Here is a 26945-nt window from a genome sequence, read left to right on the forward strand (position 1 = left end):
AGCTTCTTTTTTTATGTTTATTTCGTGTAAGAATCCAAAGTCAATTCGAATGACGTTCTCCTATTGACGCATGATCAAGAAGGGGTTACGTCATACTAGAAATAGGAGGTGGAGTAATAATGAGATGGCGTAAAGGCAAGTCCGATTCTGTTCACATTAAGGGAACCCTCATGACAGATTCAAAAACCAAGTGGCTGTGTCAACGATTAAAGGCAGGGCATATTGCCATGATTGACCATAAAAATCTGGATGTAACAGCGGCTGAAGACCTGATTGCATCTCAAGTACAAGCAGTTATCAATCTCTCCCCCTTTTTGACAGGCGATTTTTTGACAGAAGGAGCAGCCCTTCTTTTACAAGAGAACATAATACTTTATGAGATCGAACATACAGCAGCTGTTACAAGAGATTTACAAGAGTTTTTAGACGGAAAGCAAATCGAAATTATCAATGATTGCTTACATGCTCTTCCTGCCAAACAACCAATCAAGATTGCTCTACGTCCATTTCGTATGTCAGATTACGAAACGAGAGCGCAGCAAGCTATAAATCACGAGCCAAAACATTACATAGAGTTTCTAACAAATACGCTATCGTTTCTGGAACAAGAAAAAAAACTTTTTACAGCTAAACTTCCATCTGTCTGCATCCGTGCGTCGTTTACGAATCGATTTGTTGTGCTTGTGAACCGTGGGCCCTCTGCACGAGACGATCTTCACTCATTATCCTCATTTATAAAGAAGTATCGACCAATTCTGCTTGCGGTAGATGGGGGAGCTGATGTCATCCTGAGCTGCGGATGGATTCCTGACGTTATTATAGGTGATTTAGATAGCGTATCGGATCGGGCCCTGTTTTCTGGAGCAGACATTATCTTGCACGCTTATAAAAATGGAATCGCACCGGGGCGAAGTCGGTTAGATAGGCTGGGGGTGTCGTATCAGCTCTTACCCGCTCCTGGTACGAGTGAGGACGTAGCTATGCTAGTTGCTTATCAAGGTCAGGCTACTCGGATTATTACAGTCGGGAGTCATACCAACATGCAAGATTTCTTGGAAAAAGGAAGAAAGGGAATGGCTAGTACTTTTCTGATTCGTACTCGCATTGGACATAAGCTGATTGACGCAAAGGGCGTTCATTACTTGATTCAGCAAAAAGAAATGTACAAGCCTTCTGTGGCTACTGTTGTGGCAAGCTCTTTGTGCTTACTTCTTCTGCTTTTATTCATGCATCCAACCATTCGTACTGTTGGCTATATGCTCTGGACGCACGTTAGTAGGGGAATGGTATGAGAGTTAGCGCGATTATTCCAGCCTTTAATGAGCAGGATTGGATTGAGGAAACCGTTTCTACATTAAGAGGGTCATCGTTCATCCATGAGTTGATTGTAGTAGATGATGGGAGTATCGATTGTACTGCTGACATCGCTCGGCCTTGGGTGGATCAGCTCATTATCATGCCTAAGAATGTTGGCAAGGGAGCTGCTTTGCATGCGGGTTGGAAGGAAGCGACAGGTGATATTATTTTGTTTTTGGATGCTGATTTACAAAAGAGCGCCTGTGAAGTAGATAAATTACTGACTCCTGTCGTCAGAAAAGATTGTGATATGTCGATAGCTATATTACCTAAAGCCTCTCGTAAGGCTGGCTTTGGACTAGCTAAAAAGCTGGCCCATCAAGGGATAGTACAGATGACTCTGCAGAAGCTGCAAGCCCCTTTATCCGGACAAAGAGCTTTTAGACGCGATTTGTTTTCCTGTGTTCGGTTCGTGGATTGTGGGTTTGGGATTGAGGTAGCAATGACAATTGATATTTTACGAGCTGGATATCGAATCATAGAAGTTCCGGTGAATTTCACACATCGTTATACAACAAACAATCTTCACGGATTTTTGCATAGGGGCAAAGAGTTTTGGCATGTGTACCGAACCTTACAACGCAAGCGGCAGGAGGTGGAAAAGAGATGAATAATAGCTTCATACCATTACTATCCTGTATTGCCATCATGCTACCGCTGATCTTGCACGATGTATTTTTCCTTCGAGGAATTAAAATATTGAAGAAACACGAGATTGTCAGATTAAATTATCAGGAGGAATTGATACCAACAGGCTGCGGGTGGTTTTTATTTTTTTATATTACCAGTACCTATTTGCTGCTCTTGCTATTATGGTGTTTCCAGCCTTCTGTAGCATTACCTTGGAAATTGGGGGTGTTTTTTCTTTGTGGTTCTTTTGCAATCGCCGCGCTGGGCTGGCAGGATGACTGCGCGCACGATAAGCATATTAAGGGATTCCGCGGACATGTCGGTATCCTAGTTACTGAACGAAGAATGACCAGTGGCTTTTTAAAAGCCTGGGCAGGGGGCAATATCTCTCTTATTATTTGTCTGGCGTTATACGATAATGTGCTGGAAATTCTGTTTCATACTATCCTCCTTGCCTTGTCGATTAATCTAATAAACCTATTTGATCTGCGACCTGGAAGAGCCAGTAAGGTGTTTTTGAGCTTATTTATTCTTGTGTTAGTATCGACTCCTTTTTTTAGCGTACCAGTGTCGTGGATCATGATTTATCCCATTATAAGTGCGACCCTTCTTTTATTTTATCATGATGCAAAACGTATGGTCATGCTAGGAGATACAGGCTCCAATTATCTTGGATTTATTTTAGGGTACACGTTAATCAGTACTACTCCCTTGAACATCAAAATTGTTTTTTTTCTACTGTTTCTGTTTCTGCATATATTGGCAGAGCGTTATTCATTTACGACCTTTATCCGAAATCGCCCTCTTTTGCATAAACTAGATTTATTGGGAGGAAAAAAAGCTCCGCCTATGCATAGCGAAGCTTCTTACTCATCATCTTCATCGGGATCTCGCTTCATAAAGCGCGGTTGAACGCGATTGCGTTTACGGTCATGATGCAAAATAAAGCCTCCAATAAATGCAATAGGCACAACAAATAAAAAGGCTCCTAAAGTGAAGTGCCCCCACATAAATTGATTGATATCAGGATTAAAGTATTGATAGAGTGTATCGCGCATTATCTTAAAGCCCCAGCCTGCGATGACAGCGGGAATTACCATGATGAGCAACGCAACCAGTCTTTGACCAAGCAACCAAGACACATCCTTTTGTAAAGGTTTGTTTATTTCCATCATAAAACATATGGGGATGCTTGTCTAACCTACAAAATACGATAAAATGTAAGGTGGAAGATTCAGCCATAGCAGCAGTCCTCAATGAAAGGGGTGGGTTTTATATGCATAAAGTTATTGTAGTGGGGGCTGGAAAAGGCGGTACACTACTAATCCACTTATTGTTGCAGATGGAGGGTGTAAAGCTGATTGCTGTGATCGACCACAATGCTGATGCCCCAGGTATACTAGTGGCTAACTCTCTTGGGATACAGGTAGGGACGGATTATGTTCCTTATTTGGCTGATGTGGATTTGATTTTAGAAGCAACTGGCGATCCTCATGCCTATGATGACATTTTAAAGAAAAAGCGTGCTGAAACGGTTTTAATACCAGGTAACTTTACGAGTATTATCATGAGATTGATTCGTGAGCGCGAAAAGCTCATTCAGACACTTCGTCAGAAGCAACGGGAGTATGATACCATGCTAAACTCCACTCATGACGCAATTATTGCTGTCAATGAAGAGGGGAAGGTAACGATCTTTAATCGAGCTAGTGAAAAGCTCATGGGGTTGTCTAAGAATGAAGTGATTGGTACGCGTGCGGAGCATACGATTCCGAATACACGTTTGCACTATGTACTAAAATCCGGTCAGCCAGAGATTAATCAGGAGCAGGCCTTAACAAATGACACTCGTATTATTACGAATCGAGTACCTGTACGAAATGATGCTGGGGAAGTGGTCGGGGCTGTCTCCGTCTTCCGAGATATTACCGAGATTATATCTTTACTTGAAGAAGTAACGGATTTAAAAGAATTACAAAGCTTATTGCAAGGAATTTTACATTCCTCTGACGAGGCGATTTCTGTTGTTGATGGAGATGGGATCGGACTATTGATTAACCCAGCCTATACACGCATTACGGGAATGACACCCAAGGATGTTATAGGCAAGCCAGCTACTGTGGATATTTCTGAAGGTGAGAGTATGCATATGCAAGTGCTGCGTACCAAAAAACCAGTTCGCGGTGTACGTATGAAGCTAGGGCCAATGCGTAAGGATGTGGTGGTAAACGTAGCCCCGGTGCTGGTTAATGGAGAATTGCGTGGCAGTGTAGGCGTTATTCATGATATATCTGAATTTAAGACCTTATCTGAAGAATTAGAGACGGCTAAACGACTGATCCGCACTCTGGAAGCAAAGTATACCTTCGATGATATTATCGGGGATAGTGAAACAATGAAGGGTGCGATTGAACAGGCTAAGCTGGCTGCCATGACTCCAGCTACGGTCATTTTGCGTGGTGAATCAGGAACGGGTAAGGAATTGTTTGCCCATGCGATTCATAATGGAAGCTCGCGAAAGTACAATCAATTCATTCGGGTTAATTGTGCATCCTTATCAGAGACCCTGTTAGAAAGTGAACTATTTGGTTATGAGGAGGGAGCCTTCACTGGTGCAAAACGTGGGGGCAAACGCGGTCTATTTGAGGAAGCTAGTGGCGGTACCATTTTCCTAGATGAAATTGGTGAATTATCAATGGGTATGCAGGCTAAGCTTTTACGCGTATTACAGGAAAAAGAGATTATCCGTGTTGGTGGCACCAAAGCGATTCCAATCGATGTTCGCATTATTGCAGCTACACATGTTCATATGGAAACAGCAATACAAGCTGGCAAATTCCGAGAAGATTTGTATTATCGCTTACATGTGCTCCCGATCTACATACCACCTCTGCGTCAACGGCAGGAGGACTTGGAAGCGCTTGCTAGTTTTTTGCTCCAAAAATTTAATCTCGAATATGGTCGCCGCGTTCAGCAAATCAACAAATCCACACTAGAAGTCCTAAAAGGATACCGTTGGCCAGGTAACGTTCGTGAGCTCGAAAATATTTTGGGACGGGCTATTATTCACATGAAATTTACAGAGATAGAGATCATGCCGCATCATTTGCCACCCTTGGAACGAACTTATGCTTCTCAAACGGAAGCGGTCAATCAGAAACCAACTAATAGGAAAAGTAGAACCTTGAAGCAAGCCGTCGAAGAGGCGGAGAAACAATGTATTTTACAAGAGTTACATAAGGCAAAGGGCAATCGAACAGAAGCAGCTAAGCAGTTAGGTGTATCCTTACGCAATCTTTATTACAAAATGGAGAAACTAGGTATTTTGGAAACGAATCCACAAGATGGTTTGTGAAGATCTGCAAAATTTTGCGTGCAAAGGATTGCAAAGTAATGCAAAATATTTCATCATAGATAAAGTGAAACGTGTTGTTCACATCCTCTCCACCGATTGTTCACAAATATCTTGTGGGTTGGCATGCTTATTGCTTTAGAAAAAAGGTAGGTTGTGTAAGCGAATTCATAGAAAGAAAAACAAACCCCAAAAATCGTTTTGGAATAGAAACAGCAGGAGGGCTACTCATGAAAATCTTTGATTATATGCAAAAATACGATTACGAACAATTGGTGTTTTGTCAGGATGAAACTTCTGGATTAAAAGCAATTATTGCAATTCATGATACAACGCTTGGCCCAGCTTTGGGTGGTACACGGATGTGGATGTATAATTCCGAAGAAGAGGCAATTGAAGATGCACTTCGCTTGTCTCGTGGTATGACGTATAAAGCTGCGGCAGCAGGACTTAATTTGGGCGGAGGAAAAGCGGTTATTATCGGTGATCCTCGTAAAGATAAGAGCGAAGAGTTATTCCGAGCATTCGGGCGTTTTGTCCAAGGCTTGAACGGACGTTATATTACGGCTGAAGATGTAGGAACAACTGTTGCTGATATGGATTTAATTTATCAAGAAACTAACTATGTAACAGGCGTATCTCCAGCATTTGGTTCTGGTGGAAATCCTTCTCCTGTAACAGCCTATGGTGTGTATCGCGGGATGAAGGCAGCAGCAAAACGCGGCTTTGGTCATGATGATCTCTCCGGTAAAACAATTGCTATTCAAGGGGTAGGGAATGTTGCTTACAATTTGTGCCGTTATCTGCATGAAGAAGGCGCAAATCTAATTGTAACGGATATTAACACGGAAAATGTTCAACGTGCGGTTGTGGACTTCGGAGCTAAAGCGGTAGGAGTCAATGAAATCTTCGGCGTTGAGTGCGATATCTTCTCTCCATGTGCATTAGGTGCAATTATCAATGATGACACCATTCCACAATTTAAAGCCAAAGTAATCGCTGGAGCGGCTAATAATCAATTAAAAGAAGAACGTCACGGCGACATTATCCAGGAAATGGGCATCGTCTATGCGCCTGATTATGTAATTAACGCTGGTGGTGTCATTAACGTTGCAGATGAATTGCATGGCTACAACCGTGAACGTGCTATGAAGAAGGTAGAGACGATTTACGATAATATGAACCGCGTGTTTGAGATTGCAGATCGCGATAATATTCCTACGTACAAAGCGGCTGATCGCATGGCAGAGGAGCGTATTGCTCGTCTAGCTAGATCGCGTAAAACGTTTTTGCGTGATCCAAAAGCAAGCTTACCAAAGTAAGAACAACTTGACTGAAAAAAGCATTGGTAGTACGGTAGTGCAAGAATGTAATTGATTCTTGCACTACCTACACGATCTACTTTATGCCAAATCCCAAGATAAAAAGGCAGAACAAATGAGAAAAGAGTAGGAGTTGGACCATTTCTTGACACATCCAACTCTTTTTTTAGTACCAGGTCATGGAATGTGGTATAATGTGTCTCGGTAAGGCAAAAGCAACACATAGCTACTACAGGGTAAAGGAGATATGAACATGTCCCAAGAATTTGATCTTGTCGTGCTTGGTGGAGGAATTGGCGGCTATGTAGCGGCGATCCGTGCCACACAATTAGGCATGTCGGTAGCCATCGTCGAAAAGGATAAAATGGGCGGAACGTGCCTACACCGCGGATGCATACCATCCAAAGCATTATTGCGTAGTGCGGAGGTTTTTGCCACGATCAAGGAAAGTGAGAAATATGGGGTACGCACAGGTAATGTAGAGCTGGATTTTGGGCTGGTACAACAGCGCAAACGCTCGATTACGGAGCAATTGCATAAAGGCGTAGAATACTTGATGAGCAAAGGAAAAATCAAAATATATCAAGGATTTGGTCGCGTAATGGGACCAAGCATATTTTCTCCGCAAGCTGGTGCGGTGCGCATTGAGACAACGGATGGTGAACAAGAAATCATCGTTCCTCGCTTCTTATTGATTGCAACTGGCTCTAGACCACGCGTTTTACCTGGCCTAAATATAGATGGAATACATATAATGACGAGCGATGAAGCGTTGGAAATGGAACAGCTCCCAGCGTCTATGATCATCGTTGGTGGTGGAGTTATCGGTATGGAATGGGCATCCTTGTTAAGCGACTTTGGTGTGGATGTGACCGTAATCGAGTACGGGGATCGCATTTTGCCAACAGAGGATGCTGATATCAGTAAGGAATTAACTCGCATACTTAAAAAACGAAAAGTAAAAATCGTGACAAATGCAAAAGTAATGTCCGAAACCGCTCAGGTGGCGGAAGGTCAGGTAAGCGTACAAGCGGAGGTAAAGGGAGAAATTCAAACCTTTATCGCTGAAAAAATGCTCTTGTCTGTTGGCCGTCAAGCTAATGTAGATAATTTAGGCATAGAAGCCACTGAAATTAAGGTAGATCAAGGGCATATTGCAGTTAATTCTACCTATCAAACGGCTGAACCGCATATCTATGCAGTAGGAGACGTGATTGGTGGAATTCAATTGGCTCACGTAGCTGCTCACGAAGGAATTTTGGCCGTTGAGCATATGAATAATCGACCAGTGGAGACACTTGATCCGGCAAAGGTAGCCAAATGCACCTATAGCCGTCCCGAAGTAGCAAGTGTAGGCTTAAGTGAAGCAGAAGCGAAACAACAGGGTTATCGCGTTAAAACAGGCAAATTTAGTTTTAAATCACTAGGAAAAGCATTAGTTTTTGGAGAAAACGATGGATTTGTAAAGTTAGTTGTCGATGAACAAACCAATGATGTACTTGGTGTACACATGATTGGGCCGCATGTTACTGAAATGATTTCAGAAGGAGCATTAGCGCGTGTATTGGATGCGACCCCTTGGGAGATCGCCCATACCATTCATCCGCACCCGACATTGTCGGAAGCCTTTGCGGAAGCGGCTCTGGATGTTGACAATCTGGCTATTCATTCTTAAATGCAGGGAGGAAACCTTATGACAAAGAATCGTCATCAGGCTGTAGGTTTAACCGATGAGCAAGTGCTGGACATGTATCGCTACATGCTCTTGGCAAGAAAAGTGGATGAGCGCCTTTGGCTGTTAAACCGAGCTGGTAAAGTTCCATTCGTTATTTCCTGCCAAGGACAGGAAGCCGCTCAGGTTGGGGCCGCTTTTGCCTTTGATAAAGAAAAAGATTATTTATGCCCGTACTATCGTGATTTTGGAGCGGTTATGGTCTTTGGGCAAACAGCTCGTGATACGTTGCTGTCAGCTTTTGCAAAGGCTGAAGATCCTAACAGTGGCGGTCGTCAAATGCCGGGTCATTTTGGCGGGAAGAAATATCGAATTTTAACAGGATCGAGTCCCGTTACGACACAGGTGCCACATGCTGTTGGAATTGCCTTAGCAGGTCGAATGACAGGTGAGAATCATGCAGTTTTCACCTCTTTTGGCGAAGGGTCTAGCAACCAAGGTGATTTCCATGAAGGGGCTAACTTTGCAGGGGTGCATAAATTGCCGGTTATTTTCTTCTGCGAAAATAATAAATATGCCATTTCCGTTCCCTTGAAAAAGCAATTGGCCTGCGAAAGCGTGGCTGACCGCGCAGTTGGTTATGGATTCCCAGGGGTTAGCGTAGATGGTAACGACCCTATTGAAGTGTATCGTGTCATGAAAGAAGCGGTTGATCGAGCAAAGGCTGGAGAAGGACCTACCTTAGTCGAAGCCGTAACCTATCGTCTCGTACCTCATTCAAGTGATGATGACGATCGTGTATACCGCGATCGTGGAGAAGTGGACGAAGCGAAAAAACAAGACCCCATCATCACCTTTGCCCAATATTTAAAAGAGGCAGGCCTCTTAACGGATGAGTCAGAGTTGGCTCTATCTAACGAAGTGCAAGCAATTGTAGATGAAGCGACGGAATACGCTGAGCAGGCACCATATCCAGCGCCAGAATCTACTTTGATGCACGTATACGGATCGTAAGGGGGAGTTAAGATGGCAGTTATTTCTTTTATTGATGCAATTACCATGGCGATGAAAGAAGAAATGCGTCGTGATCCTAAAGTATTTCTGTTGGGAGAAGACGTAGGAGTACGCGGAGGGGTTTTCCGTGCATCAAATGGTATGATTGAAGAGTTTGGAGAGCAACGTGTTATCGACACACCATTAGCTGAATCAGCGATTGTGGGCGTAGCAATTGGAGCAGCAGCGGTAGGCATGCGTCCTATTGCCGAGATACAATTTGCTGATTTCATTTTGCCAGCGGTGAACCAAATTGTTTCCGAGGCCGCTAAAATGCGTTATCGTTCCAATAATGATTGGAATTGCCCGCTTACTGTTCGAGCTCCGTTTGGTGGAGGGGTACATGGGGCCTTGTACCATTCGCAATCCTTAGAAGCGATGTTTACGAACGTTCCAGGGTTAAAAGTGGTAGTTCCTTCAACCCCATATGATGCAAAAGGTTTATTAAAAGCAGCTATCCGTGACGAAGATCCGGTTCTGTTTTTTGAGCATAAACGCTGCTATCGCTTAATTAAAGGCGAAGTGCCAGAGGAAGATTACACAGTACCAATTGGCAAGGCAGATGTAAAGCGAGAAGGAGACGATATTACCGTCATTTCCTATGGGCTCTCCCTGCATTTTGCTTTGCAGGCTGCGGAAAAGCTCGATCAAGAAGGAATTTCTGCCCATGTTCTGGATCTGCGTACACTTTATCCGCTAGACAAGGAAGCGATTGTAGAAGCGGCATCTAAGACGGGGAAAGTGTTAATCATCCATGAAGATAATAAGGAAGGCGGAGTTGGTGGCGAGGTAGCTGCTATTATCGCTGAGCATTGTCTATTCGATTTGGATGCGCCAATTAAGCGTCTGTGCGGACCGGATGTACCGGCAATGCCATACAGCCCACCGATGGAAAAATTCTTTATGTTAAGTCCAGAAAAAGTATTGGAAGAGATGCGTGAATTAGCGCACTTCTAGGCAAAAGGAGGACGAACCATGGCAACGAAAGTACTCATGCCACAATTGGGCGAGAGCGTTACAGAAGGGACCATCACCAAGTGGCTTGTAAATGTGGGCGATGTGGTCAACAAGTATGATCCGTTAGCTGAAGTAAATACGGATAAGGTAACCGCCGAAGTGCCCTCCACTGTATCGGGACGCATTAAGGAGATCGTAGTTCCTGAAGGAGAGACGGTTAGTGTCGGTACTCTTATTCTTTATATAGAAGAAGGAACGGAAAGTGTCAGCAATTCAGCAGGCAGTGTAGAAGTAAGCTTGCCGGAATCTGCCACATCAATGCCGTCTTCAGCTCCTGCCGCGACAGGTGGAGCTGTGAAAAATGAAACGAAGGGGCAATCGGGAAGTAAACAACGCTATTCCCCTGCTGTGATGCGTCTTGCTCAGGAGCATAATATTGATCTAGCCCATGTGACAGGCACTGGCTTAGAAGGACGAATTACGCGTAAAGATGTACAAAAGGTGATTGATCAAGGTGGCTTACCGCAAGCAACCGATGCGAACAAATTAGCAACAACTCCACAGTCTGCGGCAATGCCGACTAGTGCACCAGCACCATCTATGCCAGCAACACCGCAGTCCAATAGTCTCAGTCCAATGACCTCTTCAGCACCAAGTCAAGTATCTGTAGCAGCAGGAGACCAGAGCATCCCTGTGACGCCAGTTCGTAAAACGATAGCGTCACGCATGGTACAAAGTAAGCATGAATCCCCGCATGCTTGGATGATGGTTGAGGTGGACGTGACCAATCTTGTTCATTTCCGCAATCGTATAAAGGATGAATTCAAGCAAAAAGAAGGCGTTTCTTTAACCTTCCTACCATTCTTTATCAAGGCAGTGGTAGAAGCATTGAAAGAATTTCCGATGCTTAACTCCTCTTGGGCAGGCGATCAAATCATCGTTCGTAAAAACATAAACATCTCTATTGCTGTAGCGAGCGAGGATGCTTTATTTGTTCCAGTTATTAAGGATGCTGATCAAAAATCAGTGTACGGCATTGCCAAATCAATTGAAGATTTAGCATACAGAGCGCGAGCAGGTAAGCTAACGATGGATGATATGAGCGGCGGAACCTTTACCGTCAATAATACTGGATCATTTGGTTCTGTGCTGTCACAGCCTATCATCAATGCACCGCAAGCGGCGATTATGAGCGTGGAATCCATCGTGAAACGTCCAGTGGTTATAAACGATATGATTGCTGTTCGTTCCATGGTTAATCTGTGTTTATCTCTTGATCATCGTGTTCTGGATGGGTTAGTATGTGGCCGATTCCTGCAAAGTGTAAAGGCGAAATTGGAAGCCATTGGCCCAGAAACGAAGGTTTACTAACACGAAATAAAATGGAAAAAATGAGGAAGATAGGTAATCTTCCTCATTTTTTTGGTTTTTTTATGTAACTTTTTCACGATTTGTTCGTATTAAATAATGGATACTATTTTAAAATTGCCTTAATGTTATGAACAACTTTGTCTTATTAACATTCTGTTAATGGTACACTGAAAGGGAGAGTTGAATTTATCCAAAGGCAAAAAATCGAGAGTGAACAGGAGGAGAATTATGAATAAACAACTAAAGAGAGGCGCATTCCTACTGCTAGCATCGACTCTAGCAATTACACCTTTGGTCTCTGTTCCGCAGAGTACATACGCAGCTAAGGGTTTGTCTGTTGATGCAAAAGATACGAAAACAGATAAGACAACGACCTACACCCTTGAATTTGAAGCAGAAGATGATCTAAAAAAGGGTGATGAGATCGTTGTAAATTTTGGTACAGATTTTGACTTGAGAGACGTTGATGAAGATTCGATCAAAGTAAATGGAAGCAAGCCAAAAGACGTATCTGTTAGCCGTGGAAAAATCACCATTGAAATCAGTAAGAAAATTGATGATGGTGATGATGTAGAAATTGTTATCAAGGATGTCGGTAACCCTGATGATGACGACGAATATGATATCTCTGTAGATGATGGAGAAGGAAAATCAACAGACTCAATTAAAATCGGGAAAAGTAAAAGCTCTTCTTCCAAAAGCAAAACTGAGAAAAGCGCCTTTTCCGTCGACTTTGGAAGCAAATATCAAGATGAAAAAACATCCCTTGAATTAACCCGAATTGATCTAAATGACAAGCTAGACGATACAAAGTATGTAGAAGTGACATTCCCTTACTCTAGCATGGTACCTAATAAAATCAGCACAAGTGACGTTGAACTAAATGGATATTCTCCAAAAGACGTTGAGGTATCTGGAAGAACAGTTAAAATTAAGCCTAGCTCGAAAGCAGACGGCGATAAAAGGCTGACGATTAAATTTAACAAAGATGCGGGGATCAGAACCCCTTCTTCTAGTAGCTCTTTTAAAGTAGAAGTTGATTATAGAAATACGACCTACGTTTCAAAAGAATTTGAAATGAAAAAAGGTTCCTCCTCTGTAGATAGTGACTACAGTGTCACTTTATCCGATAACAAAGCAGGAGCTCGCAGTTCTGTGGCAATGGATGTAAGATTAAGGGATGAACTTAGAGGCGGCAATGATCTTTATGTAGAATTTCCTACCCAAGATATGGTTCCAGGCTATATTTTTAGCTCATCTGTAACAATCAATGGAACTCCTGCGAGATCTACTGGAGTTTCGGGTCGTACGGTAACCTTGTCAACACCTTATAACTTCTCTAGTACAGATCGTGTACGTATCGAATTTAAAAACGACGCGTTCCTTAAAATGCCTACATCAACAGGCAACTACGATCTGGCTGTAAAATATAGAGATACAACTTATCGTTCTAAATCGTTTACTGTAGCAGCAGGAGGAGTAACACCAACAAATCCGACTAATCCTACGTATCCGACAAACCCAACAAACCCAACTAATCCTACAGTACCTGTGGTTCCTGCTAACAACAGCACAGCGACTGTAGCACTTAGCAAGCCTAATCCAAATGCAATTACTGGTATGACTGTTGGAATTAAGGCGCTAGGCGTTGGTCTTAGCACATCTGATTATATTGAAGTGGTTATGCCAACAACCTTCCGTGTCCCTACGACTATTCCAACAACAGCCGTGACCGTTAATGGCACATATCCAAGCTATGTTGGTACTCGTGGACAAAACTTGGTTATCTACCCATCAGTTAACCTACCTGCAGGTCAAGCAGTAAGCGTAGCAGTAAATGAAAATGCAAAAATCCAAACACCTGGAGCATCTAATATTTACAATGTAGGCGTTTATACATCTGCTGAAAAAAATCCGTTGTTCATTCGTCAAGTAACGGTCGGTGCGCAAAACGGAATCAGCTTTAAAGTAGGTGCAGCATCCTTTAAAACACAAGGAAAAACCTTCCCATTGGCTGTAGCTCCTTACACAGTGAATGGTAATACGATGGTACCAGCTACCTTTGTACGTGATGGATTGAAAGTAAGCACAACCTACACAAAAGCGGCTGCTACTGTAAAATATGGAAAAACAACAATGAGCTTCAAAGTAGGTTCAAAGGTTGTCAACATCAATGGTAAGAACTATACTCTGCCAACCCCTGTACAATTGAAAAACAATGTACCAATGTTACCAATTCGTACAATCACTGATAACTTGCGCTTCAACCTAGCATGGGATAACGCTTCTTCCAGCGTCATTATTTTTAAATAAGAGCGTAGCTTAAAGCCAAATACCCCCAGAAAAGATGGACATCCATGCAAGTCCATCTTTTGACTGGGGGTATTTTTTAATGGTTATAGGAGAGTGTTTCCTAAATGTATTGAAAAATCATCGGAACAATGAGAGCCAATACAAGAATAACGACCAGAATTTTGGCGATAGTAGATTGATGTTTCAATATGGGACAGCTCCTTTTCTTATGTTCAATAATGTTGCAAAAGGCTTTACTGTAACCAGAGGGAGGTAAAGCCATCATTTCTAAAAATTGAATCTGTTTACTTAAATGTACAAATGCTACTACCGTTGATTGAAAAACGGCGAGGCTATGCTAGAATAAAATAGAGGAGAATTCTTAATTTTTCCATTATGCTGGCATTGGGGGAGAACACGTGTCTGATCATAATTTTACCCAAATCTATCAGGACTGGCAACAACGGTTGAATCAACTGCTCGAGAAAATACCGGAACGCAAGAAAAGGTTTTTTACCTCTTCCGATTTGGAAGTCGAGCAGCTTTATCTGCCTAAAGAAGTGAATCAATCATATATGGATCAAATCGGTCTTCCCGGAGAATATCCATATACTCGTGGAGTTCAACCTACGATGTATAGAGGGCGCTTTTGGACGATGCGTCAGTATGCTGGATTTGGCTCAGCAGAAGAGACGAATAAACGGTTTCGCTACCTGTTAGAGCAGGGACAGACTGGACTAAGCGTTGCTTTTGACCTACCTACACAAATTGGGTATGACTCCGATGATTCTATGTCGGTGGGAGAAGTAGGGAAGGTTGGTGTTGCAATTGATTCCTTGGAAGACATGGAAACCTTATTACAGGGGATTCCGCTCGATAAAGTGAGTACCTCTATGACCATAAATGCACCGGCTTCTGTATTATTGGCCATGTACATCGTTGTTGCAGAGAAACAAGGAACACCGTCACACGCTCTAAGCGGCACAATTCAAAATGACATTTTAAAGGAATATATTGCTAGGGGTACTTACATTTTTCCACCGCAGCCCTCTATGCGTCTGATTACAGACATTTTTGCGTACTGTGCGCAACATGTGCCTAAATGGAACACGATCAGCATTAGTGGGTACCATATTCGAGAAGCGGGTTCTAGTGCTGTACAAGAGGTAGCTTTTACTCTAGCGGATGGCAGAGCATATGTAGAAGCAGCATTGCAAGCAGGCCTTGATATCGATCTTTTTGCTCCGCAGTTATCTTTCTTTTTTAATGCACATAATCATTTCTTTGAAGAAGTCGCAAAATTTAGAGCTGCCAGAAGAATCTGGTCAAATTTAATGAGAAATGTTTATGGAGCAAAGCAGCCAAAATCTTGGCAGTTCCGTGTTCATACACAAACAGGCGGTTCTACTTTAACGGCACAGCAGCCAGATAATAATATTGTGCGAGTTACTTTACAAGCGTTGGCGGCTGTATTGGGTGGAACGCAGAGCTTGCATACCAATTCCCGTGATGAAGCTCTTGCTCTGCCCACTGAGGACTCTGCACGTATTGCCCTACGCACTCAGCAGATTATTGCCCATGAAAGCGGGGTTACAGATACGGTCGATCCATTGGGCGGCTCGTATTATGTGGAAGCCTTAACTGACGAGATTGAAAAAGGCGTTCTGGCTTATATGGACAAAATCGAGAAAATGGGTGGTGCAGTTGCGGCAGTCGAAGCAGGATATATGCAACGTGAGATACACAAGCAAGCCTATGAAACACAACGTAATATTGAGTCTGGAGAAGAAGTGGTAGTAGGCGTCAATCGGTTCACGCTTGAGAATGAGACGCAGCCTGAGCTTTTACGAGTAGATCCATCGATTGGTACAAAACAGACGGAGCGACTGGCAAACCTGCGTAATCGTCGAGATGCGGTTTCGGTTGATCAAACGCTCGGTCGATTAAAGGCAGCCGCAGAGGGCAAAGAAAATGTAATGCCGTTTATTCTCGACTGTGTACGCGCTTATGCCACGATTGGAGAAATCTGTGGGGTTTTACGTCAGGTTTTTGGGGAGTACCGGGCGGTTTAATCGGGTCGAAGGAGGAAAGACAACGATGAAACAAAAAATTCGTGTATTAGTAGCAAAGCCAGGTTTGGATGGCCATGATCGCGGTGCACTCGTTATCGCCCAATCCTTACGTGATGCAGGGATGGAGGTCGTATATACCGGCTTGCGTCAAACCCCTGCACAAATTGTACATGCGGCGATTCAAGAGGACGTTGATTTTATTGGATTGTCCTGCTTATCTGGGGCGCATAATGAATTATTTCCAGAAGTAATTCGTTTGTTACGAGAGCAGCAGGCTGAGGATATTATGGTTTTTGGCGGCGGAGTAATTCCGCAAGAAGATATTCCTTTCCTAAAAGAACAGGGGATTGCTGAAATTTTTACACCGGGTACTCCAACACAGGCGGCTGTAGACTTTGTTCGAAGCAAGGCGAGACCTAAAAGGGATAGCTGGCACGAAACTCCCAAACGAATTGCTCATATAGGCATCGCTGTCCAGTCAATTGAAGCGGTCCTTCCCTTTTACACGGAACAATTAGGTCTACAGCTTAAGGGAAGGGAAAAAGTGGAATCAGAGCAGGTCGAGGTTGCCTTTTTGCAAATTGGAGAAACGAATCTGGAACTATTGGAGCCTCTCTCCCCGGAAAGCCCAATCGCTAGCTTTATTACAAAACGAGGCGAGGGTATTCATCATATTGCATTGGATGTGGATGATATTGAGGGACGATTGCAGCAATTTAAACAGAATGGAGTACAGCTTGTCCATGAACAGGCGAAGCTAGGGGCGCATGGAGCACAGATAGCCTTTTTGCATCCCAAAGCGGCGAATGGCGTATTATTCGAGCTATGCCAGTATGAACAGCAGAAGGAGGAACTGGCAGATGAGTGATGAGATGTACGCTAAGATTGACGAGCTATACGAGCGGAAGAATAAAATAGAATTGGGCGGCGGAGATGAACGAATCGAAGCCCAGCATAGACGTGGAAAGCTCACAGCTCGTGAAAGAATTGATCTGTTAGTGGATTCAGGAACCTTCGTAGAGCTTCAGCCATTCGTAAAGCATCGCAGCAATCTGTTTGGACTAGATAAGCTGGAAGCCCCTGGGGAAGGCGTTGTGACAGGATACGGAAAAGTTCAGGGACGGACGATTTATGTGTTTGCCCAGGACTTTACTGTCTTTGGCGGGGCGTTAGGTGAAATGCACGCTAAGAAAATTGCTAATATTATGGATTTGGCGGCGAAAAATGGCGCCCCTGTTGTAGGCTTAAATGATTCTGGAGGAGCACGCATCCAAGAAGGGGTCGTTTCCCTAGATGGCTATGGGCATATTTTTTATCGGAATTCTATCTATTCAGGCGTCATTCCACAAATTTCGGTCATTCTTGGACCATGCGCTGGAGGAGCCGTTTATTCGCCTGCTATCACTGATTTTGTGTTTATGGTAGAAAAAAGCTCGCAGATGTTTATCACGGGCCCCAAGGTCATTGAAACTGTTACAGGGGAAAGAATTTCTAGTGAAGATCTTGGCGGGGCAAAGGTTCATTCCAGCATAAGTGGAGTTGCTCATTTTACGTCTGAATCGGAGGCGGAAGTGCTGGAAGAAGTTCGCCGTCTCCTTCAGTTTTTGCCTCAAAACTACCGTGAAGAGCCTCCCGTTATTTTGTTTGACGGGGACGAGGGAAATTGGCTAGAGGAGATGCTAGACATTGTTCCTGTCGCTGGGACTAAGGTATACGACGTGAAAAAGGTGTTGAAACTCATTGTAGATGATGGAGATTTCATGGAAATTCAATCACAATTTGCTAGAAATGTTGTGGTTGGATTTGGGCGGTTAAAAGGTCAACCTGTAGGCTTTATTGCCAATCAGCCTAAAGTAATGGCAGGGGGACTTGATATTGATTCGTCTGATAAATTGGCACGTTTTATTCGCACTTGTGATTGTTTTAATATTCCGTTAGTTACCTTTGTGGACGTGACCGGCTTTTTTCCAGGAGTTAATCAGGAGCATGGGGGAATTATCCGACATGGAGCCAAAATTCTGTATGCATACTCAGAAGCAACTGTACCAAAAATAAGCGTCATTACTCGTAAAGCATATGGCGGTGCTTACGTTGCGCTAAATTCCAAAGCCATTGGTGCTGATGTTGTATATGCTTGGCCTAATGCGGAGATAGCGGTGATGGGGCCAGAGGGCGCAGCTAGTGTCATTTTTGCAAAAGAAATTGAGAAAAGTGAAGATGCTTTGGCGACTAGACAACGAAAAATTACTGAATACCGTGAAAAATTTGCCAATCCTTATGTAGCAGCAGAGCATGGCATGGTAGATGATATTATTGATCCGAGAGAAACGAGAAAATACCTTATTCATTCTCTGGACATGCTAAAGACGAAACGTGAGGAGCGCCCTGCAAAAAAACATGGCAATATTCCATTATAGCTATGCGAAATGGGAAAGAAAAAAAGTTCCGACTGAATAGTACAGACTACTTTTTTACGGTATACTAAAAGGGTTACATAGAGAATTGGGAACGGAGGAAGTCAATGTGATTAATCAAGAACGAATTCTTGCAGAGTTTTTGGAGCTTGTACAGATTGACAGTGAAACAAAAGAAGAAGCAGCGATTGCTGAGGTATTAAAGGATAAATTGGCAAGCTTGGGCTTTTCTGTAGAGGAAGATGATGTTGCTTCCAAAACAGAACATAGTGCGAACAATTTGTTTGCTAACCTAGAAGGTACTGCTAAGGGTCCTGCCATTTTGTTTAGCTGCCACATGGATACCGTCGTTCCAGGCAAAGGTGTAAAGCCTTCCATTAAAGATGGGTATGTTGTAACAGATGGTACTACGATACTGGGTGCTGACGATAAAGCAGGTATCGTGGCGATCTTTGAAGCGATTCGTACATTAAAAGAGAAAAACCTACCCCACCCATCTATTCAGGTTGTATTAACCGTTGGCGAGGAATCTGGTCTAGTTGGATCACGTCACATGGATGCGAGCAAATTAAAGGCAGAAATGGGCTTTATTTTGGATTCAACAGGGAAAGTGGGCGAAATTGTCAAAGCTGGAGCTGGCCAATACCGCATTGTTACCAAAATCCACGGAAAAGCTGCTCATGCCGGTGTGAATCCAGAGGATGGCATAAGCGCTATCACTGTGGCTAGCAAGGCTATTTCACGTATGCCGCTTGGACGTATTGATGAAGATACTACTGCAAACATTGGCCGTTTTGAAGGTGGTCGCGCTTACAATATCGTGACAGATTACGTGGAGATTTGGTCTGAAGCACGTAGTATGGTAAATGAAAAATTAGAAGCACAAGTGAAAAAAATGACGACTGCTTTTGAAGAAGTGGCTTCTGAGCTTGGGGCGACTTGTGAAAATGATGTTAAGTTTATGTATTCCGGCTATAAATTTGATGAAGGTACGCCAGTGCTACAAAAAGCGATTGCTGCGGTTAAACGTGTAGATCGCGAGCCGAAGCTAACCAATAGTGGCGGGGGCAGTGACGGTAACGTGTTTAACGGACATGGCATCCCATCTGTCAACTTTGGTATCGGGTATGAAGATATACATACAAAAAATGAACGCATGCCTTTAGAGGAGCTATACAAGGCTTCTGAATTGGTACTAGCGGTTATCGCTGAATGTGTAGAATAACGAATAGGAAAAGAGCTTGGTCATCGCACCAAGCTCTTTTTTGTATGTCCTAGAAAGTTTGGAAGAGGAGGGGCATAGGTATGGAATGTATAATGTTCCATCTTTTTTAAGAAATAAAATGGATGAGGATGAAGAGAATGCAACAAATGATGGCAGGTCATATTCTTACCTGTATAGAAGAACGAACAGGAGTTACAGAAGTACTCGTTCAGCGAGCAGATGGTAAAAAACAACGTGCTATTTATTATGGTCAAAAAGAAGATGTAAGGGTGGGGAAATCAGTGTTGCTTAATGTTACAGCAACTCATTTGGAGTTAGGAACCGGTGGGACAGACTTTATAATGGCTCTGGAACCTTTTTGTAATAGACAACATTACCCATCAAAATACGGGCATATTATGAAAATGCGCTATACTCCATGGCAGATGGCCGTGGATACACTAGAAGAACAGGAGAGTCCCTATCATGGGCTATTTGCTCAGGAGGAATTGTCTTTAGCGGGGAGTTTTGTACTGGTAGCAGAATTACATAGTATGCTGCCTGCATTGTGCGTTCAATTAAAAGAACGGATGCCAGAAGCACGAATTGTTTATATGATGACGGACCATACCGCACTGCCACTCTCACTATCACAGCATGTACACTGGCTTGTAAGCAACGAATATGTACACGCGACCATTACGACCGGTCAGGCTTTTGGGGGAGATGGAGAATGCGTCAATACCGTAACGGGCCTACTAGCTGCAAAACATGTGTATCAAGCGGATTGGATCATTTGTACGCCTGGACCTGGCGGAGTAGGTACAGGTACGCCTTATGGCTTCACAGGCTTACAATTAGCGGATATTTTGCATCATGTGGATATTCTGGGCGGAGTACCGTTTTTTTTACCAAGAATTAGCTTTGGAGATAAAAGAGAACGGCACTATGGCATTAGTCATCATACAACCACCCTGTTAAAGAAATTTGTGCTTCGACCTGTACTTCTACCGATACCTCTGTTTGGAGATGCACGTGATCTACATATCGAAAGCCAGATAGAACAGTCATCTTTGGCCAAAAAACATATTATCCTCAGACAAAAAGCAGGGACAGTATCAGCGATTGATAGTCTGTATAAAAGGCATCACCTAGAGAAGCTTTCTTCGATGGGACGGAATTGGAAGGAAGACCCGACTCCCTTTATAACCGCTGATATAATGGCCAAAACTGCCTGGTGGCTTAAGCAACTAGTCGAAATGAACTAAGTACCGTTTAGACCTTGGGTTGATTTATTTGCTGTAAATAGTCATGTAATGTGATGGGCTGCTCAGATAAGCCACGCAGAGCGGCCTGAATTTCATTTACTTTCCCAACCAAGCGTAACTGTTTCAAATCTGTATATAATTTCATCCTAATGTCCCCCTTTGGATTTAGAAGAGTTATGTACAACTAATTAAGAGTGTGCTTAGAACTGCGGTTTTATGTAAGAAGTTGTGGTCATTGAAATTCGAGGAGAGATTTTCTGAGAAAGGGTTGTACAAGCTATTCTTGATGCTAAGATATGGAGAGGGGCTTGAAAATAGAACTAAAAGGTGAATTATTTCAAAGGTAAACAGGTATTTTTATGAAAAGCATGGTGTGCAAAATCAGCAAAAAACATTGTCCTTTAGGAGGAAACATCCATGAAACAAGCTCAGCACGATTCGTTATATGAAAAAACGATTGCTACGAAAAAAATCTACGACGGCAAAATTATTTCGGTTCAGGTTGACGATGTAGAACTACCGAATGGTCATACAGCTAAACGGGAGATTGTGAAGCATCAAGGTGCTGTAGCGGTTATGCCGATTACAGAGGATGGCAAATTGATCGTTGTGCGTCAATTTCGTAAACCATTGGAGCGATCTATTGTAGAAATTCCTGCTGGTAAGCTTGAGAGGGGAGAAGATCCTTTAGAGTGTGCCAAGCGTGAATTAGAAGAAGAGACTGGCTTTAAGGCCAAGGAGTATAAACATATCAGCTCTTTTTATACCTCACCGGGGTTTGCAGATGAGCTTTTACATCTGTACATGGCTACGGGATTGGTCGAGGGAGAATGCAAACCTGACGAAGATGAATTTGTTGAAGTGATGTTCGTGACACTTGAAGAAGCTAGAAAACTTCATGAAGCGGGAGAGATTCGAGACGCTAAAAGCGTTCTTGCTTTGTTTGTAATGGAAAATGAGCGTTTGAATCAGCGTCTGTAATCATGATGTCCTCTTTCTTTGCGGATTTACATATACACATTGGCGGAACGATGTCAGGTAAGGCTGTGAAAATTACGGCTTCCAGAAAAATGACGCTTCATAGTATTTTGGAGGAAGCATCTGAGCGTAAGGGAATGGAGATCATTGGTGTTATAGACGCGCATGCTCCCGAGGTGCAGGCTGAATTGCAGGAATTGATTGATCGAAAAATGGCTATAGCTCATCCCGATGGAGGCATCTATTATAAACGAACACTTCTACTGCTCGGCTGTGAGGTTGAAATTAAGGAACCTAATAGGGGAGAAGCTCATTTTTTGTGTTATATGCCTGATTTGCGCAGGATGCGTCTCTTAACGGAGTGGTTGGCTGTTCGTTGCAAGAATGTACACCTAAGCTCACAACGCGTATATACAAGCCTTCTTGAGCTCCAGCATTTTATTGACCGGCACGAGGGACTTATGATACCAGCACACATCTTTACACCTCATAAAGGGCTTTATGGGAGCTGTACGGATCATCTTAGCGAGGTTGCCGATCCTAGCTTGGTCTATGCAGTTGAGCTAGGTTTAAGTGCAAATACAGATATGGCAGATCGGCTACAGGAGTTGCATGAGAAAACCTTTGTGACAAATTCAGATGCCCATTCCTTACAAAAGATTGGTAGGGAATATCAAGCGATCTTGCTAAAGCAACCAAGCTTCCAGGAGTGGGCGATGGCGATGCGGCGTGAGCAAGGCAGAAGGGTTGCGTCTAATTATGGGCTATCTCCACAGCTAGGTAAGTATCACCAAACAGCGTGTCAGGGATGTGGGTCCATGGAACAAGAGAATGAGCTGGGACGGTGCCCTGCGTGTGGGTATAAACGGATGGTAAGAGGTGTTAGCCAACGGATAGATCAGTTAGCTGATGTGCCAATCGGGGTGCATCCTACTCATCGTCCACCATATGTAGAGCAGATTCCTTTAGAGTTTTTACCAGGGATAGGCCCTAAAATGCGGCAAAAGATCTATGAACAAATCGGAACAGAAATGGATGTTCTTCACCGAGTGAATGAGGAGATTTTGTGTCAGGTATTGGGTGAAAAAGTGACGAGTACGATTGTAAAGGCAAGGCGTGGCGAGCTATTGATTCAAGCAGGTCGAGCTGGGATCTATGGAAAGGTAATGGAAGAAAAAGGGGAGTAGCACCTATTTATTAGTCATAGAATAGACAAGCGGTGCATAGATTGTAAGTATCCTGACAGCCAAGGAGGGGGCCGTCTTGCGTAACCGCTTTGGACATGGCATCCAACTTTATTTAAAAGAAAACCAATCCCTTTTCCTATTTACCATCGTCCTATTTACAATGGGCATTATCTTTGGAGCTGTGCTTGTTAATTCGCTTGATTTGTCACAGCGCCATGAATTGCTTGGCTTTCTCAATTATTTTTTCTCTAACTTTGATAAAAGCGGCATAACGGATTCCTCCCTACATTTTCAACAAGCGTTTGGATATCACTTAAAAACAATTTTGATACTGTGGGTATTAGGAATGTCCATTATTGGATTGCCTATGATTTTGCTCCTATTATTTCTTAAGGGTATCATTGTTGGTTTTACCGTTGGATTTCTCGTAGGAGAATTGCAATGGAAGGGAGTGACGTTTGCTCTGCTCGGTGTTCTTCCGCAAAATATGTTAGTGGTTCCGGCTATGCTCATTGCCGGTGTTGCAGGTATTTCATTTTCTCTTCGTTTGGTTCGTACTAGATTAGTTACACGTCGAGATAGCATTATGCCCCATTTCGCTCATTATTCGATTTTAATGGGGAGCATGTTTATAATCCTGATAGCTGCTGCTTTATTGGAGACTTTTTTGTCGCCATTATTAATGCAGTACGCTATTAATTAAGAATAATTATAAGATAAGAACTTATGTATTTGACTAAATAGATTTCTCTCCTCTATAATAAGTACAGGTTTGATGCGAACGGGGAGGGGCATACATGGAAGAAAAAATAGAAAAGATAAAGCAACAATTACATTCGCACCACTATAAATTGACTCCGCAACGCGAAGCTACAGTTCGTGTCTTACTGGAGAATGAAGCAGATCATCTCAGCGCTGAGGATGTCTACTTAAAGGTAAAAGACAAAGCTCCTGAGATTGGCTTAGCGACGGTATATCGGACCTTGGAGCTATTGAGTGAGCTGCGGATTATCCATAAAATGAACTTTGGCGATGGAGTAGCGCGTTATGACCTCCGAGATGATAATGCTAAACATCACCATCATCACTTAATATGCTTACATTGTGGTACGGTGGATGAGATATTCGAAGATTTGTTAGTGGGAACAGAAGAGAAGGTAAAAGCGGACTACAAATTTGCTGTAACAGATCACCGACTCAGTTTTTATGGAATCTGCCATCGTTGTCTAGATAAAGTTAATTTGGAAGACTACAAGTAAGAACTTCTCCATAGTAAAGGAGAAGTTTTTTTCTTGTTCATGAAAGTCATGAATAGGGACAAAAAGGCATAAAATAGCAACAACCGTGCTCAAGGGGCTGTTGCAATGAGTTTTCCATTTCGCCGTTTTATGGAATTAATTCGATTCTTTTTGCTTTTTGTCACTTGTTCCTTGTTTAGCTATGGAGTAGTATCCTACTTATCACACCATCTTTTGCCGGCAAATCCCTATAGAGAACCTACCGGGAATGCTGTTAAGGTGGTAAAATGGCTGAACAATAAACCCGTATCTGAGTTGGACTGGTATTTAGAGCGCCTTCAGCTTTTTTTCTTGGAAGGAGAATGAAAAAGCAGGATTTTGTAAGTGCGCTGTTGAAATGTATAAGGTACCACTCTGGTATAATTAATCCAGGAGGAGAAGTGGCTTCATGGATACGCTAATCGATCAGTTTACCCACTTTCTCGCAGTAGAAAAAGGACTTGCAGCAAATACGCTGGAATCCTATCAACATGACTTGGTAATGTACGCTGCTTATTTGAATGACCAGGGAATTAGCAAGATAGAAGATACTACACGTACTCATATCGTTGGCTATCTATTCATGCTTCAAGAGAAAGGACGGGCTACGGCTACCTTATCTAGAAATATGGCATCCATACGTGCCTTTTATCAGTTCTTGGTTCGAGACCGTCATATGACAACTGATCCATCCATTCATCTGGAAACACCCAAAATCGAGAAAAGGTTGCCTAAGGTGCTGTCAGTAGAAGAGGTAGAGCGGTTATTAGATGGTCCAAAAGGAAATGTACCTATAGCATATCGTGATAAAGCCATGCTAGAATTACTATATGCGACCGGAATTCGCGTTTCCGAGTTAGTATCCTTACAACTGGGGGATATTAATTTGGACATGGGCTTTGTCAAATGTATGGGGAAAGGTTCCAAGGAACGTATGATTCCACTTGGTAGCATTGCCATTCAAGTAATCCGAACCTATTTGGATCGGGGGCGTCCACAGCTTGTTAAGGCAAGTTCAGACCAGGCGTTGTTTTTAAATCATTTAGGCACACAGATTACGCGCCAGGGGTTTTGGAAAATTATTAAAAAATATGCCTTACAAGAGGGAATCCAAAAGGAGATTACACCGCATACCTTGCGACACTCCTTTGCAACACATCTTTTAGAAAATGGTGCAGACTTGCGATCTGTACAGGAAATGTTGGGACATGCCGATATTTCTACCACTCAAATTTATACGCATGTAACGCGTACGCGCATCAAAGATGTATATGCAAAAACACATCCTCGTGCCTAAAGAGATGGACGTACACTTTACAAGGCAGACTTCAAGTGCATAAGGAGGAACACACAAATGAATCGTTTTTCGCGTGTATTTTTAATTGTGTTGGATAGTGTTGGAATTGGTGAATTGCCTGACGCTAAGAAATTTAATGATGAAGGTTCTCATACACTTGGTCATATTGCACAAAAGGTAGATGGGTTCGCACTTCCGCATCTTGCAGAATTGGGTCTGGGTACTATTGCTCCGCTACATAATGTACCAGCTGTGGCTGCACCTCGCGCACACTATGGCAAAATGAAAGAAATCTCTATGGGGAAAGATACAACAACTGGACATTGGGAAATTATGGGGTTGCATGTATCTACTCCGTTTAATACATATCCAGATGGATTTCCACAAGAATTAATTGAGGAATTCGAGCAACGCATCGGGCGTAAAGTATTAGGTAACAAGGTAGCATCTGGAACTGAAATTCTGGATGAATTAGGCGAAGAGCATATGAAAACAGGTGCAGTAATTGTGTATACGTCTGCTGATAGCGTATTCCAAGTTGCTGCTCATGAAGAAATCGTACCGCTAGAAGAGCTATACAATATCTGTGAGATTGCCCGTGAGCTTACACTGCGTGACGAATATGCGGTTACACGTGTAATTGCTCGTCCGTTTTTAGGAAAACCAGGGGCATTTGAACGTACCTCAAATCGTCATGACTACTCTGTGAAACCATTTGACAATACGGTTATGAACAACCTTGTAGAGGCAGGACTCACTTCCATTGCGATTGGTAAAATCTCTGATATTTATGCAGGAGAGGGTGTAAGTAAAGAGATTCGATCCAAGGACAACATGGATGGAGTAGATAAACTACTTCAAAGCATGCAAGAATCCTTTACAGGGCTTAGCTTTGTAAATCTAGTTGATTTCGATGCCAAATATGGTCATCGCCGCGATCCAGAAGGGTACGGAAAAGCGTTAATGGAGTTTGACGCACGCGTTCCTGAGCTACTGGCAGCTTTAAAAGAAAATGATTTACTTATCATAACAGCTGATCATGGAAATGACCCAACTCATCATGGCACTGATCATACTCGCGAATATGTACCTATACTGGCTTACTACAAAAACTTGGAGACAGGCAAAAATCTAGGTGTGCGTGAAACATTTGCTGACCTAGGGGCAACCATTGCCGAAAACTTCGAAGTGAAAATGCCGAAAATCGGTCAAAGTTTCTTAGCTCAATTGTAGGGGGAGAGCA

General features: G+C 43.0%; 24 protein-coding genes. 22 read left to right on the forward strand and 2 right to left on the reverse strand.

Translation table 11 applies throughout. The features are described 5' to 3' along the window. The first annotated feature begins 119 nt into the window (after nt 1-119). From steA to GOP56_RS01695, 3 genes are read left to right on the forward strand one after another with little or no spacing between them, the layout of a single operon-like run. Nucleotides 120-1292, forward strand: coding sequence for a putative cytokinetic ring protein SteA (steA, locus tag GOP56_RS01685; protein ID WP_163244325.1), 1173 nt, complete (start codon nt 120-122; stop codon nt 1290-1292). Beyond that, nucleotides 1289-1966, forward strand: a complete 678-nt coding sequence (locus GOP56_RS01690; protein WP_163244326.1) for a glycosyltransferase family 2 protein — start codon at nt 1289-1291, stop codon at nt 1964-1966. Before steA ends, GOP56_RS01690 begins: the two co-directional genes overlap by 4 nt. Further along, the gene (locus tag GOP56_RS01695; RefSeq protein WP_163244327.1) at nt 1963-2898 is read left to right on the forward strand and encodes an MraY family glycosyltransferase; all 936 of its coding nucleotides are present in this window, start codon (nt 1963-1965) and stop codon (nt 2896-2898) included. The genes GOP56_RS01690 and GOP56_RS01695 overlap by 4 nt, the downstream gene beginning before the upstream one ends. Here the strand turns inward: GOP56_RS01695 and GOP56_RS01700 are convergent. Further along, nucleotides 2853-3161 (reverse strand): DUF2627 domain-containing protein, encoded by a 309-nt coding sequence (locus GOP56_RS01700; protein ID WP_003337840.1) that lies wholly within the window; start codon nt 3159-3161, stop codon nt 2853-2855. The two genes, GOP56_RS01695 and GOP56_RS01700, sit on opposite strands and share 46 nt — an antisense overlap. 101 nt (nt 3162-3262) lie before the next feature. Between GOP56_RS01700 and GOP56_RS01705 the strand changes: the two genes are divergently transcribed. The 12 genes from GOP56_RS01705 (at nt 3263) to GOP56_RS01760 (ending at nt 20963) form a co-directional block, all read left to right on the forward strand. After that, on the forward strand, nt 3263-5341 hold the full coding sequence (locus tag GOP56_RS01705) for a sigma 54-interacting transcriptional regulator (RefSeq protein WP_163244328.1): 2079 nt from the start codon (nt 3263-3265) through the stop codon (nt 5339-5341). Between the two features lie 227 nt (nt 5342-5568). After that, nucleotides 5569-6660 (forward strand): Glu/Leu/Phe/Val family dehydrogenase, encoded by a 1092-nt coding sequence (locus GOP56_RS01710; protein WP_003344752.1) that lies wholly within the window; start codon nt 5569-5571, stop codon nt 6658-6660. A gap of 253 nt (nt 6661-6913) precedes the next feature. Next, complete coding sequence (lpdA, locus tag GOP56_RS01715; RefSeq protein ID WP_003344751.1) at nt 6914-8335, forward strand: dihydrolipoyl dehydrogenase; 1422 nt, start codon at nt 6914-6916, stop codon at nt 8333-8335. An 18-nt stretch (nt 8336-8353) separates the two neighbouring features. Then, complete coding sequence (locus tag GOP56_RS01720; protein ID WP_003344749.1) at nt 8354-9346, forward strand: thiamine pyrophosphate-dependent dehydrogenase E1 component subunit alpha; 993 nt, start codon at nt 8354-8356, stop codon at nt 9344-9346. 12 nt (nt 9347-9358) lie between these two features. Next, nucleotides 9359-10342 (forward strand): alpha-ketoacid dehydrogenase subunit beta, encoded by a 984-nt coding sequence (locus GOP56_RS01725; RefSeq protein WP_163244329.1) that lies wholly within the window; start codon nt 9359-9361, stop codon nt 10340-10342. A gap of 18 nt (nt 10343-10360) precedes the next feature. Continuing rightward, a complete protein-coding gene (locus GOP56_RS01730) occupies nt 10361-11713 on the forward strand; it encodes a dihydrolipoamide acetyltransferase family protein (protein ID WP_163244330.1) in 1353 nt (450 codons plus the stop codon). 228 nt (nt 11714-11941) lie between these two features. Then, complete coding sequence (locus tag GOP56_RS01735) at nt 11942-14026, forward strand: stalk domain-containing protein (protein ID WP_163244331.1); 2085 nt, start codon at nt 11942-11944, stop codon at nt 14024-14026. 398 nt (nt 14027-14424) lie between these two features. Then, nucleotides 14425-16077 carry an acyl-CoA mutase large subunit family protein gene (locus GOP56_RS01740; protein ID WP_163244332.1) on the forward strand — a complete coding sequence of 551 codons (1653 nt, stop codon included), beginning with the start codon at nt 14425-14427 and terminating at the stop codon, nt 16075-16077. A 25-nt stretch (nt 16078-16102) separates the two neighbouring features. After that, entirely contained in the window at nt 16103-16945 is an 843-nt protein-coding gene (gene mce / locus GOP56_RS01745; protein WP_163244333.1) for a methylmalonyl-CoA epimerase, read from the forward strand. Continuing rightward, nucleotides 16938-18494 (forward strand): acyl-CoA carboxylase subunit beta, encoded by a 1557-nt coding sequence (locus tag GOP56_RS01750; protein WP_163244334.1) that lies wholly within the window; start codon nt 16938-16940, stop codon nt 18492-18494. The genes mce and GOP56_RS01750 overlap by 8 nt, the downstream gene beginning before the upstream one ends. Before the next feature lie 106 nt (nt 18495-18600). Beyond that, nucleotides 18601-19716 carry a M20/M25/M40 family metallo-hydrolase gene (locus GOP56_RS01755; protein WP_163244335.1) on the forward strand — a complete coding sequence of 372 codons (1116 nt, stop codon included), beginning with the start codon at nt 18601-18603 and terminating at the stop codon, nt 19714-19716. A gap of 137 nt (nt 19717-19853) precedes the next feature. Further along, complete coding sequence (locus GOP56_RS01760) at nt 19854-20963, forward strand: DUF3866 family protein (protein WP_163244336.1); 1110 nt, start codon at nt 19854-19856, stop codon at nt 20961-20963. A gap of 7 nt (nt 20964-20970) precedes the next feature. Here GOP56_RS01760 and GOP56_RS01765 read toward each other — a convergent pair whose 3' ends face one another. Further along, nucleotides 20971-21108 carry a hypothetical protein gene (locus GOP56_RS01765; RefSeq protein ID WP_003337826.1) on the reverse strand — a complete coding sequence of 46 codons (138 nt, stop codon included), beginning with the start codon at nt 21106-21108 and terminating at the stop codon, nt 20971-20973. A gap of 272 nt (nt 21109-21380) precedes the next feature. On the opposite strand from GOP56_RS01765, the gene GOP56_RS01770 reads away from it, so the two are divergent. The 7 genes from GOP56_RS01770 (at nt 21381) to deoB (ending at nt 26935) form a co-directional block, all read left to right on the forward strand. Further along, entirely contained in the window at nt 21381-21944 is a 564-nt protein-coding gene (locus GOP56_RS01770) for an NUDIX domain-containing protein (protein WP_163244337.1), read from the forward strand. 2 nt (nt 21945-21946) lie between these two features. Next, nucleotides 21947-23128, forward strand: coding sequence for an endonuclease Q family protein (locus GOP56_RS01775; protein WP_163244338.1), 1182 nt, complete (start codon nt 21947-21949; stop codon nt 23126-23128). A 76-nt stretch (nt 23129-23204) separates the two neighbouring features. Continuing rightward, nucleotides 23205-23831, forward strand: a complete 627-nt coding sequence (spoIIM, locus tag GOP56_RS01780) for a stage II sporulation protein M (protein WP_003337822.1) — start codon at nt 23205-23207, stop codon at nt 23829-23831. Between the two features lie 94 nt (nt 23832-23925). Beyond that, complete coding sequence (locus GOP56_RS01785) at nt 23926-24387, forward strand: ferric iron uptake transcriptional regulator (RefSeq protein ID WP_003337821.1); 462 nt, start codon at nt 23926-23928, stop codon at nt 24385-24387. 105 nt (nt 24388-24492) lie between these two features. Next, nucleotides 24493-24732: a DUF4227 family protein gene (locus tag GOP56_RS01790; RefSeq protein WP_003337819.1), complete on the forward strand. Its 240-nt coding sequence runs from the start codon at nt 24493-24495 to the stop codon at nt 24730-24732. A gap of 82 nt (nt 24733-24814) precedes the next feature. After that, nucleotides 24815-25702 carry a site-specific tyrosine recombinase XerD gene (xerD, locus tag GOP56_RS01795; RefSeq protein ID WP_003337818.1) on the forward strand — a complete coding sequence of 296 codons (888 nt, stop codon included), beginning with the start codon at nt 24815-24817 and terminating at the stop codon, nt 25700-25702. Nucleotides 25703-25759: 57 nt separating this feature from the next. Continuing rightward, nucleotides 25760-26935, forward strand: a complete 1176-nt coding sequence (deoB, locus tag GOP56_RS01800) for a phosphopentomutase (protein WP_163244339.1) — start codon at nt 25760-25762, stop codon at nt 26933-26935. Nucleotides 26936-26945: the final 10 nt, after the last annotated feature.

The organism is Brevibacillus sp. 7WMA2 (assembly GCF_010748895.1).
In the GTDB taxonomy this organism is placed as follows: domain Bacteria; phylum Bacillota; class Bacilli; order Brevibacillales; family Brevibacillaceae; genus Brevibacillus_B; species Brevibacillus_B halotolerans.

Excerpts from the sequence above, each read along its gene's own strand:
- steA (WP_163244325.1), top strand. The coding sequence starts at position 120 with ATGAGATGGCGTAAAGGCAAGTCCGATTCTGTTCACATTAAGGGAACC.
- GOP56_RS01690 (WP_163244326.1), top strand. The coding sequence starts at position 1,289 with ATGAGAGTTAGCGCGATTATTCCAGCCTTTAATGAGCAGGATTGGATT.
- GOP56_RS01695 (WP_163244327.1), top strand. The coding sequence starts at position 1,963 with ATGAATAATAGCTTCATACCATTACTATCCTGTATTGCCATCATGCTA.
- GOP56_RS01700 (WP_003337840.1), bottom strand. The coding sequence starts at position 3,161 with ATGATGGAAATAAACAAACCTTTACAAAAGGATGTGTCTTGGTTGCTT.
- GOP56_RS01705 (WP_163244328.1), top strand. The coding sequence starts at position 3,263 with ATGCATAAAGTTATTGTAGTGGGGGCTGGAAAAGGCGGTACACTACTA.
- GOP56_RS01710 (WP_003344752.1), top strand. The coding sequence starts at position 5,569 with ATGAAAATCTTTGATTATATGCAAAAATACGATTACGAACAATTGGTG.
- lpdA (WP_003344751.1), top strand. The coding sequence starts at position 6,914 with ATGTCCCAAGAATTTGATCTTGTCGTGCTTGGTGGAGGAATTGGCGGC.
- GOP56_RS01720 (WP_003344749.1), top strand. The coding sequence starts at position 8,354 with ATGACAAAGAATCGTCATCAGGCTGTAGGTTTAACCGATGAGCAAGTG.
- GOP56_RS01725 (WP_163244329.1), top strand. The coding sequence starts at position 9,359 with ATGGCAGTTATTTCTTTTATTGATGCAATTACCATGGCGATGAAAGAA.
- GOP56_RS01730 (WP_163244330.1), top strand. The coding sequence starts at position 10,361 with ATGGCAACGAAAGTACTCATGCCACAATTGGGCGAGAGCGTTACAGAA.
- GOP56_RS01735 (WP_163244331.1), top strand. The coding sequence starts at position 11,942 with ATGAATAAACAACTAAAGAGAGGCGCATTCCTACTGCTAGCATCGACT.
- mce (WP_163244333.1), top strand. The coding sequence starts at position 16,103 with ATGAAACAAAAAATTCGTGTATTAGTAGCAAAGCCAGGTTTGGATGGC.
- GOP56_RS01750 (WP_163244334.1), top strand. The coding sequence starts at position 16,938 with ATGAGTGATGAGATGTACGCTAAGATTGACGAGCTATACGAGCGGAAG.
- GOP56_RS01760 (WP_163244336.1), top strand. The coding sequence starts at position 19,854 with ATGCAACAAATGATGGCAGGTCATATTCTTACCTGTATAGAAGAACGA.
- GOP56_RS01765 (WP_003337826.1), bottom strand. The coding sequence starts at position 21,108 with ATGAAATTATATACAGATTTGAAACAGTTACGCTTGGTTGGGAAAGTA.
- GOP56_RS01770 (WP_163244337.1), top strand. The coding sequence starts at position 21,381 with ATGAAACAAGCTCAGCACGATTCGTTATATGAAAAAACGATTGCTACG.
- GOP56_RS01775 (WP_163244338.1), top strand. The coding sequence starts at position 21,947 with ATGATGTCCTCTTTCTTTGCGGATTTACATATACACATTGGCGGAACG.
- GOP56_RS01785 (WP_003337821.1), top strand. The coding sequence starts at position 23,926 with ATGGAAGAAAAAATAGAAAAGATAAAGCAACAATTACATTCGCACCAC.
- GOP56_RS01790 (WP_003337819.1), top strand. The coding sequence starts at position 24,493 with ATGAGTTTTCCATTTCGCCGTTTTATGGAATTAATTCGATTCTTTTTG.
- xerD (WP_003337818.1), top strand. The coding sequence starts at position 24,815 with ATGGATACGCTAATCGATCAGTTTACCCACTTTCTCGCAGTAGAAAAA.
- deoB (WP_163244339.1), top strand. The coding sequence starts at position 25,760 with ATGAATCGTTTTTCGCGTGTATTTTTAATTGTGTTGGATAGTGTTGGA.